Below are 16738 nucleotides of genomic sequence, written 5' to 3' on the forward strand. Positions count from 1 at the left end.
TTGTCTGTCAGCTCGCCCCTGCCCGCCACCTGAGCATGATCACCGATCGCAGGCCACAACCCTTACAGGACACGCCCAGCTAGCCCCCTATCTCAGCTTCTCAGAGTCACAAGACATCAGGTCGAGTCCAAGCGCCGGCCATGTCGGCGCAGTGAGCGCGGCGGCGTCGAGTCCGCGATGGATCATCGAGAGCGTTGCGAGAAGCTCGAGCAGCTCAACATCGGCGACGCCTCGCCGTAGGCCACACGGCCCCCAGCCTGGCGCGGGGCGACGGGCTCGAACGGCCCTTGCACGGGGCCTCGGTCACCGTCACGACTGCCCCACGTAGACCCGGCGCACTTCGGCCCGCCCTGCCGCGTGCTCGTCAGGGTGGTGAAGCGCCTTGCGAGTGCAGCGACGGCAGGCTGAGGCCCAGGGCGTCAACGATGACGTCTCAGTTGTGCCCGTCACCTCGGGCACGCTTGGCGAAGTGCTTAGCGCGCTCGTCGGCGTGCGCCCGGACGAACCTCGCCGTCGCGATCGCCTGCAGCGACGCCGGCTCCGTGTACGTCGACTCCCTGCCTCTGCTGTAGGGCACTCCACCGTCGTGCCGCCGCGATGCGCGACCCACCAGGCGGACGAGGGACGCGGCCGGGACGAGATGGCGTTCGAGCTGGTCGCCGGCGAGCCGTCGATGCCCTTTGACCGCGTTTGTGTACGGGTGGTTAGTAACCGCTTCGGGTGGTGTGTGTGGCGGAGCGGTGCGCCGAAGCAAGGTACGTCGTGTGCTGCGCCTAGGTGTGGCGACGCACCCGGACGACGCCCAGTGGGAAATACTCGGGGATTCTCGAACACGCGTTCGAAACGCGGTAGCGCTTCCTGCGCCGGTCGGGCTCGTGTCGACCACCAGCCACGGCACTTGTGCCGTCGGCCGGCGCCACCCGACCCCACGTTGGCAACCGGATCGACCTGATGTCCCGGTCGTTGTTGAACACGCTCACACCACCTTTCGATCAAGATGGGTGAGGTCTACCGATCAGCCCCGGCTCAGCCTCCGCACGATCTCGGCGTGTCGCCCCGTAGTTCGGTCAATAGGTCAGGGCGGGGCGGGCAGGGTGAGCCCGGCAAGCCAGTTGATGCGCGCGACCGAGTGCACGACCCCCGCCGGGATCAACAGTGCTCGCTGAGCTTCACTGCGCCGAAGTCGATGCGGGTGTCAGGCGTGATCTCCGCTCCGGGAGACACGTTCTGGGTGCACACCTTCCAGTCACGGTCCAGCACCTGCATGCGATCAGCGCTGCCCGCATCGTGCGAGGTGGTGATGGGGATCCCGTAATCGGTGAGGTGCTGGATCGCGTCCTGGGTGTCCTGCAGGCCGGTGCCGACCAGGTTGGGCATTACCCAGCTCGACGGCGCCGCGGCCGGCGGGTCGTACACCGCGTCGCCCGCCACGATCGTCGGCGCAGGCGTCGGCGTCGGCGTGGTGTGCGTCGCTTCAAGCGAGGAGGACGCTGCCGGGGGGCGAGCTGGGGCCGCAGGCCGTCAACAGCCCGCCCAGGACGAGCAGCGCGAGCACGCTCACAGCGGTCGACCGGAAACGGATAATCACAACGGAGGGGCCGGCTCGAATTCGTGACCGAGCCCGTGGGCGTGGCCGATCTCGAGCGCACGAATGGGGAGCAGGCCCTATTCCGAATCGGTGGGCTGGCCCCCACCTGTCGGGGGGCTGCCCTCTGGTTTCCGCGCCGGCGAGTCGCCAGGGTTGGGGACGCAGCAACAGCGAGATGTCGGAGCGGCATCTTCACCACCCCTTACCCGAAGGTATCCATGAAACTGAAGCGCATGGCCACCAGACTTGCCGCTGGATCACTGCTGGCCGGAAGCCTGGCCCTCGCAGGCACCACCGGAACCGCACTCGCCGACACCCCCTCGCCGGCACAGCAGCAGAATGCGGCCGTATCAGCACAGCAGCCGGGTGCGGTGCCGGCGGCGGCCTGCTTCACCCGGGACGGCTCCGCGCGTGACGGTCGGCGCGTCGGAGCCAAGCCCATTCGGTTCGACTATCCCGACAGCCCGTACGTCGGTGCGCGCTACGACAGCTGCCAGGGGGTTGTCCGAATTCACTTCGGCGGCTACGTGTCAGGCGTCACCCATTACAACGTGAGAGTGAATGGTGGCCAGGTCGAAACCCGTGCGGGGGAGACCCTGCTCATGACTCGTCAGGTGGGTCCGGGTGGGCCGGTCTCCATCGATGCTCAGGCGTGCACGCGCGGTAGGATCATCACCCCTGTCCCCGGCTTCCCGCCGATCAGGGAGCGCTCCAGCTGCACCCGCTTCTCGCCGCTCGTCACTGTGCAGACCCGCTGACGGTGCAGGGCCGGAGCCGAAGGGCCACTGTGTGGGCGGGAGCAGCGTTCCGGCGCTTGCCTCCGCCCGTCACATGCGCAAACCATCTCCTGGTCCGGGACGGAGCCGGGCGAGAAACAACCCTGACACTGAGTCCCGGACCTACGGGGTATGGGCCTTCATTGCATTCTGGACGGCATTGACCAGGTTTGCGGCTCTGGGGTCCGGTACCCCTTCCTGAATATGGTTCATGACATAGCTGAACGCAAGGCCGGTGGCCGGATCGGCGAAGCCGAGCGACCCCCCGAAGTCGGGGAACCCGAAGGCCGTCGGGCTGTACCAGAATGCGTCGGGTGTGGGCAAGTCGAAACCGGTGCCGATCCGGACGGGTACGCGCAGGATGCGATCGATGCCCCTGGTCGGTTCGGTGGTCGCCGCGGCCACGACGTCGGATGCGAGAATGCGATGCTCATCGACCTCGCCGATGAGCGCGACGTAGAAGCGGGTCAGTGCGCGAGCGGTGCAGATGCCGTTGGTCGAGGGCATCTCGGCGGATTGCTCGTCGGGGTCGTTGTGGTCGAGCGGAGGTGCGACGACGGTCAACGACCGCACTGTCAGCGATGTCGGATCGCGCTACGACGACATACCGCTGGGCCACTTTCATGTCGTTCGACAGCGAGGGAGCCATTGTGGAACGACAGTAGAACGACAGTCCGACGGCGCCACCAAAATGACAGTGCTATCCATCGGCCGGTGCCGACGCACGGCTCCGCCGTCACCGACGCACGGCTCCGCCGCCATCTCGACGAGATGTTCGGAGAGACCGACAACTACCTGGGCGAGGCCGCCGTCATTGCACTGCAACAGCTGGGCCTGGTTGCGTCGGCCTGGTCGGGGGTGAGGATCTGGCGGCGGATCAGCAGCCAGCGACCCCAGCCCGCCGGGGTGCGCTCCCCGGCCTGCACCGGCCACAGCCCAGTCACACCCGCGGCCCCTTGCCCCGTCCGCGCAGCTGCGGCGCTTCCACGCTTGTTCCGGTGCGCCGGCGGCGGCGTGATCCGCACGGATGGATCCGCCCCCGGCGGGGCCGAGGCGCTGCTCGACGGCCGGCGCGTCGTGTTCATTGACGTCGACCACACGGGCCGGAGGCGACGGTCGGCCCACCACGTTGGGATCAGATAGAACAGTGGCTGTCCCTCATATGAGGGACACCCGAGCGAGCGGGACACCCTGTCCTACCTCGATCAGTGATCATTACGCCACGGTCAGTCGCGTGTCGCCACTAGCATCAGCCGCGTGGTGAGGGTGCCGGCGGAGTAGGAGACGACGGTCATCGAGATGCCGGCGTTGGTGAACTCGTCCTCGGCCCGGTGAATGTTGAACAGCGGGATCGTAGGGCCCACCGCGGCGAACGCGGCCACCAGGGAGGGTGCCGCAGATAGAAATGCCAGCCGGAGCGTTCTGCTCCGGCCGGCCACGTTGGTCACTGGTGCCACGTTGTGCCTCGAGCAGTGCCTTTCTCGGGCTCCGGATAGCGCCGGAGTTCTGGAGGCCAGGGCGGTTAGGCGATCGCGCGCGGATCGGGCGCGCAGGCCGCAACACACACCCAGGTGCCCTCACGCTTCTGGTACGTGTCCGTGTACAGAGCTTCTTTGGCCACTCCATCGTTGAGCGTGGTGAGTGTGACGCGAGCGTGGATCAGAGCAACGTCACTGAGGATGCGGATGTTGACGTCGTACACAGCGAGATCCTTGAAGGGGCGCGGCTTAGCGATGACCTCGAGGTACTCGTCGCGATTGAGGGTGCGACCCTCAATCTGAATGATGAAGTCTTCCGCAAGGAACTCCTTGAACCGCTCGACGTCGTTCGACTGGTCAGACTTGATGTAGTCGAGGTTGAGCTGCTCGAGGATCGCCAGGTCTTCGGCCGACTGCTTGGTGTCGCTAATTTTCTTTGCTCCTTCTGTGTGCGGTTTGCGGTCGCTGAGGGTGTGCAAGACGCGATGATGCGTCAAACCGGTGATGGCCGGCGGGACTTGCCGATCGATGGCACAATACTCTGTACTGGACGCGATAGTCCAGTTGCGCGACTGCGACTGGACTGTCGTCGAGCTCGACACCGCCGCGTTGCCCGAAGGGTGGGGGCACTGGCTGCTGGCGCGCCGCCAGGTCCAGCCCGCCGAGGGCAAAACCGTGCGCCCCCGGCCGGGAGGCAGGCCACACGCGTGGCCGCCGACACCGCGTCCAGTGGCCGGACGGCACCGGGTAGTCCAACCCGCCGAACAGGCCGCCGCAGCGCGTTTCGAGGAGTTCGCTGACACGTGGGGCGGAGGGCTGTGGCGGGCGGCGTGGTCGCAGTTCGTGCCGTTCCTGGACTACGACGTGGAGATCCGCCGGGTCATCTGCTCAACGAACGCGATCGAGTCGACCAACGCCCGCTACCGGCGCGCGGTCAAGGCCCGGGGGCACTTCCCGAGCGAACAGGCCGCGCTCAAATGCCTCTACCTGGTCACCCGCTCACTCGACCCCACCGGCACGGGCCGAACCCGCTGGGCGACGACCGGTTTACACCGGTCCTCGGACACTCCCGGTACTCGATGGCGAGCTGGGCGAGCAGGTCGTTGCGCTGCGAATCCTCTGGGTAGCCGTGATCGGTAGGCGCGACGGCGACGTGGGCGGCACCGAGCCGGTCGACCAGCCAACCCCACTCGGCTGCGGCGCCGTCTGGGCCGTCCTGCTCCAGGGCGAGCCGGACCGGGCCCTGGCGGCCGCCGGTGAGCATCAGGGCGTGCCCGGCCAGCTCGTCGACTGTCTCGTCCAGGTCGTAGACCGGGCGGCCCTCGCTGCCCGCGCAGGTGCGCCGAGGAGAGCACTCGGGCCAGGCCTCGGTAGCCGGGCAGGGCGTGGGTCAAGGACCAGCAGGTGGGTGCTGGCCTGGTCCGGGACGCCGTTCTGTGGGCCGGGCAGGTCCAGGCTCAACTTGGCCGAACGCGGTGCGCACGCCAACCTTCTTGGCGGCTTCGGCGAAGCGCACCACGCCGTAGAGGCCGTCGTGGTCGGTCAGCGCGAGGGTGTCGATGCCCATCCGGGCGGCCCTGCTCGGCCAGTTCCTCAGGGTGGCTGGCGCCGTCGAGGAGGCTGAAGTTGGAGTCGCAGTGTGTCGCACCAAGCGTGGCGAGCTGAAGCTGTTTACGCTCCCGGACGCCGTCGCGGCCAGACTTGACAGTCCAGTGAGCTTCGCCAATAGTCGACCGAGCCAGGCCGTCGCAGGCCTCCGCACGGGCGTCACCGTCGACTGCGCCGTCGGCCCGCAAAGATCTCAAATAGGAGCTCAGATGCCCTCAACGAGGGCTTCGCCGCCCGGCGTCGCGGCGTTCGCGACTCAGGACTGCCTCCCGTGCACAACGACGCGGGTAGGACGTCTCGGTCCAACATGGCGATGCGTGCACGCCGGCGAGGTCGTATGCCGGCCTCGACTCGCACTTCAGGGTCTTACTGGGGTGAAGGCCTGGGCCGCGTGTGGAGGCCGAGGCGGATCTCGCCGGGCAGCAGCGGGCGGGTCGGCTGTCCGAGGGCCGAAGGTTGCTCCTCCTGGACGCTCACTTCCGAAGATTCACTGAGCCCATAACTCGATCTGGTTGATGTGGGGTATCGGGTGGCGGCCGACTCCAGCCTTCAGGCGAACGAACAGGGAACGGGAGCATGGTCCGACTGTACTTTTCCATCCGGCCCGGTCTCAGCTCGAAGTGAAATGACCGAGCGGGTCAGTTCACCGTACTCATGCGTCTGGTGACGCATAACGAGATACCGACTTCAGATAGGACAATAATGCGAATCGGAATAGGAAAGACCAACAGGCTCTTCGCGTTCATCGCGGCTTTGGTGGCCCTCCTGGTGGTTTCCGCGACTTTGAGCCCCCGAGCATGGGCCGAGAGCTACGAGCATGGCTCCGTGGCGGCGCAGTCACCGTCGCCTTATCCGCAATCGCAACCACCTGCTGGTTTTCAGTCCAAGTACGCGGAAGTAAATGGCTTTCGTATGCACTACGTGCGGGGTGGCAAAGGTTCGCCTGTGGTAATGATCCACGGGTTTCCCCAGTCGTGGTCCGAGTGGCGGCAGGAGATGGGCCCGCTGTCCAAGACCCACACGGTGATCGCCGTCGACCTGCGTGGTTATGGCGAGTCCCAGGTCACCGAGGGTGGTTACGACGCAGCGCAGTTGGCGAAGGACGTGCATCAGCTGCTGACGCAGCTGGGGCTCAACAACGGCGTCCAAGTAGTCGCCCACGATATTGGTGAGGTGGTCGCCTACGCTTACGCGGCGCAGTTCCGGTCGGAAGTGCGGAGCATGGCCGTGATGGAAGCTCCCATCCCGGATGAGAGCTTTTACCACTTCCCCGTGCTCAACGCCGACCCGAATCAGCCCGCGGCGTGGCACTTCGGCTTGTTCCAGCTGCCCCTCGCTGAAAGGCTCATCGCCGGTCACGAACGTGTCTTCGTCGAGGACTTGATGCTTGAGTATGTGGCGGGCGATAAGTCGCCGTTCACGTCGTCGGACTTTGACTACTACGCCCACTTTCTCAAGGAGCCCGGCCGCCTGACGGCCATGTTGAGTGTGTACCGTGCGTTCCGCACAGATATTCAGCAGAACAAGGAGTTCTTGGCTCAGGGCAAGTTGCAGATGCCCATCCTCGCGATCGGTGGCGAGCGTTCCTTCGGTTCACTGATCGCCGACCAGTGGCGTGAGTACGCCGTGAACGTCCAGGGACGAGTCCTGGAGGGTTCGGGCCACTTCGTGAGCGAGGAGAGGCCGACGGAAGTGACGGCTCTGCTGCAGTCCTTCCTGCAGAAGTAGCTCTCACCTTCAAGGGACGAACCACGACGACCTCTGCAAACGGCGGGCAATGACACGGGACGGACCGCTTCGGACGGTGCTCAGCGAGGAGAACACATGACCGAAACCGACGAGGGGACGCCGACGCACCGTGCACCGCGGGTGCGCGTGGTCGCGGCATCGTCGTGCGCCGCGGCCGTCCCGACCCAGCCTGCGGCCGCCCGCGCTGCCGCCATTGCCGCGGAGCCCGGCAGCAGGCGGGGCTGGGCGTCCGTCGGTGCCGTCGCGCTCGGCGCGTTCGTCGTCGTCATGACGGAGACGATGCCGGTGGGGCTGCTGCCGCAGATCGCCGAGGGACTGCATGTCTCGCTCGGCCTCGCGGGTCTGATGGTGCTCGTGCCGGGTTTCAGCGCCGCGGTGTCGGCGCCGCTGTTCTTCCTCGGATCCGGGCGCTTCAACCGGCGCTCGGTCATCCTCGTCCTGGGTCTGACGGTGCTGGTGTCGAACGCGGTCGTCGCGGTGGCGCCGAACTTCGCCCTGGTGCTGATCGCCCGTATGCTCCTCGGCGCCACCATCGGAGCCTTCTGGACCGTGGTCTCACCGGTCGGACCCAAGCTGGTGGGCCCGGCCGGCGGCACGCGCGCCATCACCATCATCGCGGCGGGTATTTCCGGTGGGACGGTGGCGGGGCTGCCGGCGGGACAGTTCCTCGGCAACCTCCTCGGCTGGCGGCTCACTTTCGCCGCCGCGGCGGCGGCGACACTGCTTGTCGTGGTTGCGCAGACGGTCCTGCTGCCGGGTATTCCGCCGGACGGGCGTACGCACCTGCGTGATCTCGTGGGAGTCGTGACGCGGCGGGCCGCCCGATTTGGGATGGCTGCGGGCGCGGTGGTGTTCATCGGACAGTTCACCGCCTGGACGTACATCACCCCGTTCCTGATGGACCACACGCATCTGTCCAGCGGCGTGGTCTCCCTGCTGTACGTCATCTACGGCTGCGGTGGCATCGTCGGCTCACTCGTCGCCGGATCACTGTTCAAACACGGGGTGATCGGCAGCTTCGCCGGGTCGGCGACGGTGGTGGCCGCATTGCTCATCGGGCTGGCGAGCTCGGGCACCCTACCCTGGCTGGCCGGCCTGTTGCTCGTGCTGTGGGGCCTGTTCTGGGGAATCGTGAACCCGGGAACGCTGGTCTGGATACTCGACGCGGCCCCGGAGACCCCGGAGGCCGCGTCGGCGGTGAATGTGACGAACCTTCAGATAGCCCTGGCGGCAGGGTCTGGCCTCGGCGCGATCCTTGTTTCCTCGACAACCTTGCAGACGGTGTTCCTCACGGCAGGCTTCATCGTCCTCGCCTCCGCCGTGCTCGCCGCGGCGGCGGCGCGGTTCGTGACACTCGTCCGGAGGGAATGAGGAGACCGGAGCGAGGCAGGGGGCGCACTCGAGAAGGCATCACGCAGAAGCCGAGGAGTGGCCCTTGACACGCGAAAGGCATCTTGCGCGGCCTAGGATCGACGACGCCAGCACCCACATGAAATGCCGCTTATCCCCAATGACTGTCAATGGCGGTGCTACGACCTCTTCAGACTCTGTCAGATCCTGGAGACAGGTCGGCACGAATACCAGCAGCCAGGGACAGCTCTTACGTGAGCGGCGAACCCTCCGGGCACAAGAAGCCCCCGGCGTCGCAGTAAGTGCGGACGCCGGGGGCGCACGGCAGAAGTCCGGGTCCCGCTGAAGCTCCTCACGAACGGCACCTGGGGCACGTACATGACGATCGTCTGGGACGCCCCCTACTAAAGCCTCATCGGGTTAGCATGCGATCGATGCCTAAAGATGATGCCGGGGAGGACGCTCCGCTGTGGACTCACCGCGTCGATCAGGCAAAGGAACTCGTCCCGCACTGAAGGAAGAGGTTCACTATGAAGACACCGCTGCAGAAGGTCGCCATCATCACTGGAGCCTCGCAGGGCATCGGCTCCGCCCTGGTGGACGCCTACCGCAAGCTCGGCTACGCAATCGTCGCCAACTCGCGCTCTATCACGCCCTCCGACGACCAGCACGTCCTGACCGTCCAGGGCGACATCGCCGACCCCGCCACCGCCGAACGCGTCGTCGCTGCTGCGATCGACCGCTACGGCCGCGTCGACACCCTCGTCAACAACGCGGGCATCTTCTTCGTCAAGCCCTTCACCGAATACACCCTGGATGACTACGCCGCCTTCACGGGCACCAACCTCGCCGGCTTTTTCCGCATCACCCAACTCGCCGTCGAGCAGATGCTCGCCCAGGGCAGCGGCAACATCGTCAACATCACCGCCAGCATTGTCGACAACGCCGACGCCCGCGTGCCCTCAGTGCTGGCGGCGCTGACCAAGGGCGGGCTGCAGTACGCCACGAAGTCCCTGGCGATCGAGTATGCCGCCCGGGGCATCCGCACTAACGCCGTGTCTCCCGGCACGACCAATACCCCCATGCACCCGCGCGAGGCCCACGACACCCTCGCCGCTCTCCAGCCGGTCGGCCGGTTGGGCGAGCTGAGCGATGTCGTGGACGCGGTGATGTACCTGGAGAACGCCTCGTTCGTCACCGGGGAGATCCTCCACGTTGATGGCGGCATGAGCGCAGGCCACTGAAATGGGAACACAAGCAAGGGGCGGCAAGAACGACACGGAAGCGATCCTGCATGGCGTTCTTGACCAGTGGAAGGATGCCCGAGCGTGCCGGGCGTCCACTCGTCAGGCTCGACGCCCTCGGGGTAGATGCTGGCGGCGGGCGACGTTCACCCGCATTCGCGACGAGGAGGGCACCATCGAGTGGCAGTCTCCCTCGCAGTAGGCGGGCACGCTGCCCGCGATGCTGGCCCGCCAGGCGAGCCTGGATCCAGCCGGGTGATCACCAGCGTGTCGCCGCCGCGCAACGGGCTGGGCGGGGAGCGGGTGCGACGGTGCCGGTGTGAGGTCAGTGGCTCAGGGCGATGTTGTGCAGGTCAGGTCCGCTACACCCCGCACGACCTGCGGCAGATCGAGATCTTCCGCGGGGACACCTGGTTGTGCACTGCCCATCCGCAGGGCCTGCTCACCGATGAGCAACGCGCCGCGGTGCTGGACCAGCGGCGGGCGGACGCTGTCGAGCTGGGTCGGCGGCAGCGCCGGGCGAGCCGACGGGCCCGGACGAGGCTCGCGCCGGTCACCGCCCCGGGCCGGTCGAGGACATCACCGTCGTTACCGACGAACAGGCCGCCGCTGACGACGACGCCGCCACGGAGACGCCGAGCCCAATCGGGGGCAGCGGTCGATGAGGGCGCGGCCGAGCCGCGAACCGGGATCGGGACCTGCAGCGCCTCGGGCTCACCGACCTGCTCAACCTCCACGACGACTTCGCGTACTGGAACCCGGACCTCGTTGAGCTGGACGGCAGCGTCGATGCGCCGACCGATGGGTCGGGCTCGGAGTGATGGTGCGCCACTTCCTGGACCTCGATGGGGCGCGGACGTTGCCGACCGAGCCGCTGCTGCTGGTCGAGCACGCGGTGACTGATCTGGCCGCGGCCGGGGCGATGGGTGCGGTGCACGGCCCGGCCGGGTTGGGCAAGACCTTCGCAGTCGAGCAGGCCCTAGCCCGCCGCCCCGAGCTGTCCGCGTGCTGGACGTCGTTCCCCAGCCGCACGACGATGCGGCTGGTCGCCGCGACGCTGCTGGAGGAGCTGACCGGTGAGGTCGTGGGGCGGGCCAACCCGGTTCGCGTTGACCGCCCAGCTGCTCGAGGAGCTCGCTGCGCCGGCGCGGGTACTGGTGATCGACGAGGCCCAGCAGCTCAACCGGGAGTGCATCGAGTTCCTGCGCTACCTGCACGACCACCCGCTGACCCGGTTCGCGCTACTACTCGTCGGTGGCGACGGTGCTTGGAAGGTGCTGTCCCGCGAGCCGATGCTGCGCTCGCGGCTCTACCGCCGGGTCAGCTTCACCACGCTGAGCACCGAGCAGGTGTGCACCCTGATCCCGACGTTTCACCCGCTCTACACCGGCGTGGACGCGGAGCTGCTGCTGTTCGTCGACGACCACTTCGCACACGGCAACCTGCGCGACTGGGCGGCATTTACCCACACCGCCACCGGCCTGTGCCGCGGCCAAGGCCGCGACCGGGTCGATGAGCGCATCGCCCGCAACGCGTTCACCCTGCACGGCGGCCGGCGGTGACCGCGACCGGCACGCTCACCGCATCCGCCACTGCGGGATCTTCGTCGGGGCCGATTCGCCTGCTGGTCGACCCGGCCGACACGGTGGACTGCGTACGCGCGCTGACCGCCCGCCACTCGGTGCCCGATGGGATCGCGGTGTGTCATCCGATGCCTGGCGCGGACAGCCGCACGGTGCTGGCCGGAGAGGTGTTGGTCGCGCTGGGCAAGCGGCCCGGAGGGCTGGCCGCCGAGGGCCTGCTGCGGCGCGGCTGGGCGCTGGCCGGGCTGTGGCTACGCGCCGAAGGCATCCGTCACCTGGTCGTGCTGCGGGCACACCTGCTGCCCGCCGAGCAGTGGCGGGACTTGACCGAACTGGCCGCCGCGGCCGACGCCGTGCTGTGGTTGGTCTCGCACCGCGTCGGGCTCGACCCATCGCACCGGCCGGTGCTCGCCGAGCACGGCGTCACGGCCCGCGGGCAACCCTGGCGCGACGCACTCGCGGCGCTGACACCCGCGCCTGGCGAGTCCACCGAGATGCCCGACGCGCGGCCGTTCCCGGCGGTGCCCGACGTCGACTTCCCGACGTTCCGCGGCGCCACGCACCGGCTCCTTGACCCGGACGCGTTCGCCCGCGTCGACGCCGTCTACCGCGCTGTGCTCACCGCCGCGCGCAGCGAGGCGCACACTTTGCAGGTGTTGGCCCGGCGCACCGACGCCGACCCGCGGCCAGCCGTCGACCATTCAGCGGATGACGGTGAGCGCGGTCAGCGAGGCCGAGGTCTTGACCCGCCTACGGGCGGCGCAGGCGGGGTTCTTCCTCAAAGGCACACTCCTTCGCGTTCGCCTCTACCGCCATCGCGGCCAATCCGGTTTCAGCCTGCGCCCGCGTCTTCCCGCACCGGTCGTTGCGCGGCTGCGCACGCTCTGCGCGCCGGCAGCAGCCGGCGCTCTCGCCATCCGTGTGGCGACCGGGTTCAGCGTCGACGTGCTCGTCCGGCTGCGCGTCGGTGACCTCACCGATCGGGGCCAGGAAATCGACATCAGCGCCTCCGGTGGCCTCTGGCGGATACCCGCGCCTGTCGCGGCCATCGTGCGCGCCGCCGTCGCCGACCATCCCGCCACCACGAGCTTGGGTGGGTGGCCCCCGGCCCACCTTCCCGTGTTCATCCGCGACGATGCGCCAACGCCCGCGCGGACGATGCGGCGCCAGCTCAAGTCAGCGGCAGCGCGAGCCGGTGTCGGCCCCGTCGGCCGCGGGGGAGGGGTCGACAGCGTGGACCTTCAGGCCACCGATGAGCCCCGATTGTCCAGGAGGGCGGCGCGACGAGGAGGCTGAGCATCAACTGGAAGTTCGTCGAGCAGCGCCGCATCGCGGTCGGCTTCACCCGAGCGCAACTCGCCGACCGCATCGGCGCAGCAGGGGAGACGTGGCCGGTCCAGCTCTGGCGCGACGGCGAGTACGACGATATACCGCTGGGAATCTTGGAGGAACTCTGTCACGTCCTGGACCTGCAGCCGGCCGAGCTGTTCAGCCCACCGCCCCGGGCCGCGGATCGAGCCCGGGTGCCGTCGCCGCCGGTCGGCACCGACGACGCCATCGTCGAGGCCGCGCTCGCCGGCCTGGTCGAGGTGAACCCACCAGCGATCAGCCGGGCGAGGCTGGCCAACGCGCTCGGCTGGTCGTTGGACCGGCTCGAGATCGCGCTGGCGAGGATGGAGATCCGGCTTGAGACCGGGGGTGTGCGGTTCGACCGCGACGTCGTGAACCGGGCGGAGCCTCTCCAAGGCCTGCGGCCTCGCCACGGTCTGCTCACCGAGACGCAGCAGTACGCGCTGCATCAGCTGCGCGTCGCGGACGACGGTCTAGCCGAGCCCGTCTTGCGGGCGCTCTACCAGATCGTCATCGTCGGCTACGAATACACCGAAGCCACCCTCGACCTCAGCGCCGAGACCGCGATCGAACTCCAACGACAGGGACTCGTCCGCCGGCGACCGTCTGGCGGCGTCCTCGACCCGTCTGGCGATGTCCGGTTCTCGCTGCTCCTCGACCCCGCTGCCAGCATTGAGATTTCACCTGCGGCTCCTGACACCACGCCTACGCAATCCGCTGAAAACACGACAGCCGTGACGCCGACATGCGATCGCGCTTCCGCGACGGGGATCAGGTCGACGTGATGGGGGAGTCGGTCACAGGGCCGAGTCGGCGTGCTCGTGCGGAGGGTGGGCGCTCTCGTTCGGTCCGGGTGTCGTTCTCGGACATGGAGCTGGGAACGGTCAGATCGGCCGCGCTCCGCGCTGGCTTGTCGGATGCGGCGTGGCTTGGAGAGGTTGGTGTCCGTGCGGCCGAGCCCATCCCGCGGCCGGCCCCGGAACCGGCGGTGGTGGGGCCGGTCATCCGGCGGCTGATGGGTCTGCATGCGAAGTTGATGGACGCTCGCCGGATCTTGCGGAATGTCGGTGGCAACCTCAACGGCGTCGCGCGACACGCGAACTCGACCCGGGAGGTTCACCAGGAGACCCGGCGGATCGAGGCGCTGGTGGAGAGGGTCGTGCAGCGCCTCGATGAGACGGTGTCCGACATCGGCGAGCTCATGGCGCTCGCTCGCGACGTGGGACGGCGCACCTGAGTTGCACCAGCCGTCGCCCTCGGGTGACGGGAACTTCGATGTCACAAAGCTCGCGGATGACCTTGCCGATCCTGCTGTCGCGGCGGGCATCCCGCGGCGCGAGCCTGTCATGGACGATGTCGAGACGAAGGTCCCGCGCGGTCCTGTGTGGCATTGCTCACTGCGTGACTCTGCGGGTGACCGTGTCCTTTCCGATGCGGAGTGAGCGGAGATCGTGACCGATCTGATGGACCGGGGACGGGGAGCGCCCCGCGGGCCGATCTCGGCGCCTGTCGGTGGGTGGCCGTTCGACATACGGATGACCACGTGCACATCGCCGCGGTGCTCGTGCGGCAGGACAACGGTCGCCGGGTGCATCCGCGCAACGACTTCCACAGAGCCCGGGGAGTCTGCCGTGATGCGGAGGCGCGGTTGGGTCTTTCCGCGACCCCACAGGTGGGACCGCACGACCGCCGAACCGGCCACTCGAGCGGAGATGGAGAAGGCAGCCCGGCGTGGGCTGGACGAGACGTCACGCGAGTGGCTGCGCCGTGCGGCGCGTATCGGCGCGGTGCAGGCGCGCGATCCGACGCGGTTCTTCCATTGCCTTGCCGACCTCGGCGTGCGGGTTCGGCCGAACGAGCAGCCCGCGGGACAGCTGGTTGGCTACGCGGTCGCGGCGCCGGGCGATGAGACGGCGAAGGGTCTGCCGGTGTGGTACTCGGGGAGGGCACTGGCGCGGGATCTCTCGCTCCCGCAGCTGCTGCGACGATGGGCGTCCGCCCCGTCGCCTGTGCCGCCGATCGCGCCGGCGCCTGGCGAGCGCAGTCAGGTCGGGCGGGCGGAACGTGAAGCGGCCGTGGGAGACGCGCTCGCCGCGCTCGAGCAGGCGACGGCGGCGGTCGCGGCGGGGGAGTATGACGAGGTTCCCGGTATTGCGCACGCCGCCGGGGACATGTTCACCGCCGTCGGCGCGGTCACGCAACATAGTGGCCACGGTGAGATGGTGCCGCGGGAGGCGGTGGATCTGTTCGACCGGGCGTCGCGCCTGCGCTCAACAAACTGCCGCGTCGCGGGCTGGCGTGAGGGGCGGGACGGTCGCTGCTACCGGCGGACTGGGCATCTGGCCGTCGCGGTGTTGGTCGAGCGTATGACACGTCTCACGCCGCGCGAGAGCGGGCCGGAGACCGATAACTGTCATAACGTCGATTATCGGTTATCGACTCAGGGGAGCGGTGGCCACTTCCGACCTGGGCACCGCGACCGTCCCGGCCGGCACGACGGCCGCGCAGTGCCCACGTCGGCTGCAGGATCCGGGACTCAGGATCCGGGGCTCAGCGGCCCCGGCCGGTACGCGCCTGCAGTTCGTCGATCCGCTTGGAGGCATCCGCCTTGGACAGGTCGTCGACAGGCGCCTGCTCGCCGGCTTCCTGCGCGAGCGTCTGCAGGTAGGACTTCTGGGCGCCGGTCATCGGCTCGTCGCCCGTGGTCCAGTCGTCCGGGTCCTTTGCCGCGGTGGGGTCCGCCGCCGTGTTGTTGTCAACCATGGATCGAACATATCTTCGAACCCGGACACTCGCCAGCCGGGGCGCGAGCGTGGTCCACACCCTCCGACCGGGTGCCGGACCGATGCCGCGCAGCTCGGATGCGTGCACTCCCCCACGTCTCACGGCAGTCTGAGCACGTGCCCCGTGGCGAGCGTGACGGCGTGCCCGATTCCGCGCGGGTCGCCGCCTCGCTGCGCGCCATCCTGGCCGCCGTCGACGCCGGGGAGGTGGCCGCCGACGACGCCCAGCGGGCCCATCTCGCCGGTGCGGCCGAGGCCTTGGAGGCCCTGGCCACTCCCCCGGCCCCCGATCGGTCCCCCACGGATTTACGTTAAAGGCCCGTATCTCGTAAAGTCGGGGCGTGACCAGTCCCCGCCGCACCCGCCGCGCGCGCTCCGTCCACGATCCCCGGGTGATCGCCTACCGGCGGGTGAGCACGGAGCAGCAGGCCGAGTCCGGCGGCGGGCTCGACGCGCAGCACATGGCGATCGAGGGCGAGATCGCCCGGCGCGGCTGGACCAGGGTGGAGTGGGTGACCGACCCGGCCTGGTCGGGGAAGGACCTCGACCGGCCCGAGCTCGACGCCGCGCTCGCCCGGCTGGAAGCCGGCGACGCCGACGTGCTGATCGCGTCCAAGCTCGATCGGATCTCCCGCTCGGTGCACGACTTCTCCGGCCTGCTCGACCGCGCCTCCCGGCAGGGCTGGCAGCTCGTGTGCCTCGACGTCGACGTGGACACCTCGACCCCTTCCGGCGAGCTGGTGGCGCACATGGTGGCCAGCACGGCGCAGTACGAACGCCGCGTGATCTCGCAGCGGACGAAGGACGCGCTCGCCGCGAAGCGCGCCGCCGGGGTGCGGCTCGGACGACCGGCGGTGGTGCCCGAGCGCGTGGTCCGCCGGGTGCTCGAGGAGCGGGCTGCCGGGTCGACGCTCCGCGCGATCGCGGAGGGCCTGACCTCCGACGGGGAACCGACCGCCCGGGGAGGGGCGGTGTGGTCGACCAGCAGCGTGCAGGCGGTGCTCGGCGGGCAGGACGCCATGCGGCTGCGCTGGGTCACGGCCCGTGAGGTGGCGCTCGGCGTGGTGCACGCCCTCGACATGGTGACGAACACGCCGGCGCATCCGGTCGAGTCGGAGTGGACACCCCAGCCGGGCACGACGTGGCGAGAGCTGGTGCCGGACGGTCGGTGCGAGACGTGCGAGCAGATCGTCCGGGGCGCATCGGGCGAGTGACGCGGCTCCCCGGCC

The 16738-nt window shown here is 68.6% G+C and carries 19 protein-coding genes and 2 pseudogenes; 12 read left to right on the forward strand and 9 right to left on the reverse strand.

Translation table 11 applies throughout. The features are described from left to right. Nucleotides 1-433 precede the first annotated feature (433 nt). Nucleotides 434-577, reverse strand: a complete 144-nt coding sequence (locus tag AC5L35_RS03660; RefSeq protein WP_495058093.1) for a hypothetical protein — start codon at nt 575-577, stop codon at nt 434-436. A gap of 572 nt (nt 578-1149) precedes the next feature. Beyond that, nucleotides 1150-1431, reverse strand: coding sequence for a hypothetical protein (locus tag AC5L35_RS03665; RefSeq protein WP_495058094.1), 282 nt, complete (start codon nt 1429-1431; stop codon nt 1150-1152). A 375-nt stretch (nt 1432-1806) separates the two neighbouring features. On the opposite strand from AC5L35_RS03665, the gene AC5L35_RS03670 reads away from it, so the two are divergent. Next, a complete protein-coding gene (locus AC5L35_RS03670) occupies nt 1807-2346 on the forward strand; it encodes a hypothetical protein (RefSeq protein WP_495058095.1) in 540 nt (179 codons plus the stop codon). A gap of 141 nt (nt 2347-2487) precedes the next feature. Here the strand turns inward: AC5L35_RS03670 and AC5L35_RS03675 are convergent, their stop codons facing one another. From AC5L35_RS03675 to AC5L35_RS03685, 3 genes are all read right to left on the reverse strand, one after another. Then, nucleotides 2488-2928: a serine hydrolase gene (locus tag AC5L35_RS03675; RefSeq protein ID WP_495058096.1), complete on the reverse strand. Its 441-nt coding sequence runs from the start codon at nt 2926-2928 to the stop codon at nt 2488-2490. 662 nt (nt 2929-3590) lie between these two features. Then, complete coding sequence (locus AC5L35_RS03680) at nt 3591-3812, reverse strand: hypothetical protein (protein WP_495058097.1); 222 nt, start codon at nt 3810-3812, stop codon at nt 3591-3593. 74 nt (nt 3813-3886) lie between these two features. Next, nucleotides 3887-4321 carry a nuclear transport factor 2 family protein gene (locus AC5L35_RS03685; RefSeq protein ID WP_495058098.1) on the reverse strand — a complete coding sequence of 145 codons (435 nt, stop codon included), beginning with the start codon at nt 4319-4321 and terminating at the stop codon, nt 3887-3889. 277 nt (nt 4322-4598) lie between these two features. Between AC5L35_RS03685 and AC5L35_RS03690 the strand changes: the two are divergent. Beyond that, nucleotides 4599-4982, forward strand: a pseudogene (locus tag AC5L35_RS03690) (transposase); the annotation flags it as partial. Nucleotides 4983-5232: 250 nt separating this feature from the next. On the opposite strand, the gene AC5L35_RS03695 reads toward AC5L35_RS03690, so the two are convergent. After that, nucleotides 5233-5409 (reverse strand): hypothetical protein, encoded by a 177-nt coding sequence (locus AC5L35_RS03695; RefSeq protein ID WP_495058099.1) that lies wholly within the window; start codon nt 5407-5409, stop codon nt 5233-5235. Nucleotides 5410-6275: 866 nt separating this feature from the next. On the opposite strand from AC5L35_RS03695, the gene AC5L35_RS03700 reads away from it, so the two are divergent. From AC5L35_RS03700 to AC5L35_RS03720, 5 genes are all read left to right on the forward strand, one after another. Next, nucleotides 6276-7178: an alpha/beta fold hydrolase gene (locus AC5L35_RS03700; protein ID WP_495058100.1), complete on the forward strand. Its 903-nt coding sequence runs from the start codon at nt 6276-6278 to the stop codon at nt 7176-7178. A gap of 96 nt (nt 7179-7274) precedes the next feature. Then, nucleotides 7275-8570 carry an MFS transporter gene (locus AC5L35_RS03705; protein WP_495058101.1) on the forward strand — a complete coding sequence of 432 codons (1296 nt, stop codon included), beginning with the start codon at nt 7275-7277 and terminating at the stop codon, nt 8568-8570. A gap of 509 nt (nt 8571-9079) precedes the next feature. Continuing rightward, nucleotides 9080-9793 (forward strand): SDR family NAD(P)-dependent oxidoreductase, encoded by a 714-nt coding sequence (locus tag AC5L35_RS03710; protein WP_495058102.1) that lies wholly within the window; start codon nt 9080-9082, stop codon nt 9791-9793. Nucleotides 9794-10869: 1076 nt separating this feature from the next. Further along, the gene (locus tag AC5L35_RS03715) at nt 10870-11355 is read left to right on the forward strand and encodes an AAA family ATPase (RefSeq protein ID WP_495058103.1); all 486 of its coding nucleotides are present in this window, start codon (nt 10870-10872) and stop codon (nt 11353-11355) included. After that, nucleotides 11352-12347: a hypothetical protein gene (locus AC5L35_RS03720; RefSeq protein ID WP_495058104.1), complete on the forward strand. Its 996-nt coding sequence runs from the start codon at nt 11352-11354 to the stop codon at nt 12345-12347. The genes AC5L35_RS03715 and AC5L35_RS03720 overlap by 4 nt, the downstream gene beginning before the upstream one ends. Nucleotides 12348-12617: 270 nt before the next feature. Here the strand turns inward: AC5L35_RS03720 and AC5L35_RS03725 are convergent, their stop codons facing one another. Beyond that, complete coding sequence (locus AC5L35_RS03725; RefSeq protein WP_495058105.1) at nt 12618-12836, reverse strand: hypothetical protein; 219 nt, start codon at nt 12834-12836, stop codon at nt 12618-12620. A 63-nt stretch (nt 12837-12899) separates the two neighbouring features. Between AC5L35_RS03725 and AC5L35_RS03730 the strand changes: the two genes are divergently transcribed. The 3 genes and pseudogenes from AC5L35_RS03730 to AC5L35_RS03740 form a co-directional block, all read left to right on the forward strand. Further along, nucleotides 12900-13511: a hypothetical protein gene (locus AC5L35_RS03730; RefSeq protein WP_495058106.1), complete on the forward strand. Its 612-nt coding sequence runs from the start codon at nt 12900-12902 to the stop codon at nt 13509-13511. Between the two features lie 68 nt (nt 13512-13579). After that, entirely contained in the window at nt 13580-13963 is a 384-nt protein-coding gene (locus AC5L35_RS03735; protein ID WP_495058107.1) for a MobC domain-containing protein, read from the forward strand. Between the two features lie 201 nt (nt 13964-14164). Beyond that, nucleotides 14165-14371 (forward strand): annotated as a pseudogene (locus AC5L35_RS03740) (relaxase/mobilization nuclease domain-containing protein); the annotation flags it as partial. A gap of 103 nt (nt 14372-14474) precedes the next feature. Here AC5L35_RS03740 and AC5L35_RS03745 read toward each other — a convergent pair. Next, a complete protein-coding gene (locus AC5L35_RS03745; protein WP_495058705.1) occupies nt 14475-14930 on the reverse strand; it encodes a hypothetical protein in 456 nt (151 codons plus the stop codon). A gap of 346 nt (nt 14931-15276) precedes the next feature. Continuing rightward, nucleotides 15277-15489 carry a DUF3072 domain-containing protein gene (locus AC5L35_RS03750; RefSeq protein WP_495058108.1) on the reverse strand — a complete coding sequence of 71 codons (213 nt, stop codon included), beginning with the start codon at nt 15487-15489 and terminating at the stop codon, nt 15277-15279. Nucleotides 15490-15650: 161 nt separating this feature from the next. Here AC5L35_RS03750 and AC5L35_RS03755 point away from each other — a divergent pair, with 161 nt between their 5' ends. After that, complete coding sequence (locus AC5L35_RS03755) at nt 15651-15824, forward strand: hypothetical protein (RefSeq protein ID WP_495058109.1); 174 nt, start codon at nt 15651-15653, stop codon at nt 15822-15824. Between the two features lie 26 nt (nt 15825-15850). Then, the gene (locus tag AC5L35_RS03760) at nt 15851-16723 is read left to right on the forward strand and encodes a recombinase family protein (RefSeq protein ID WP_495058110.1); all 873 of its coding nucleotides are present in this window, start codon (nt 15851-15853) and stop codon (nt 16721-16723) included. The last annotated feature ends 15 nt before the right edge of the window (nt 16724-16738 follow it).

The organism is Pseudonocardia sp. OZ21, assembly GCF_059359135.1.

Coding starts and splice junctions, on each gene's coding strand:
- AC5L35_RS03670 (WP_495058095.1), top strand. CDS start 1,807: ATGAAACTGAAGCGCATGGCCACCAGACTTGCCGCTGGATCACTGCTG.
- AC5L35_RS03695 (WP_495058099.1), bottom strand. CDS start 5,409: ATGGGCATCGACACCCTCGCGCTGACCGACCACGACGGCCTCTACGGC.
- AC5L35_RS03705 (WP_495058101.1), top strand. CDS start 7,275: ATGACCGAAACCGACGAGGGGACGCCGACGCACCGTGCACCGCGGGTG.
- AC5L35_RS03710 (WP_495058102.1), top strand. CDS start 9,080: ATGAAGACACCGCTGCAGAAGGTCGCCATCATCACTGGAGCCTCGCAG.
- AC5L35_RS03745 (WP_495058705.1), bottom strand. CDS start 14,930: ATGTTGCGTGACCGCGCCGACGGCGGTGAACATGTCCCCGGCGGCGTG.
- AC5L35_RS03750 (WP_495058108.1), bottom strand. CDS start 15,489: ATGGTTGACAACAACACGGCGGCGGACCCCACCGCGGCAAAGGACCCG.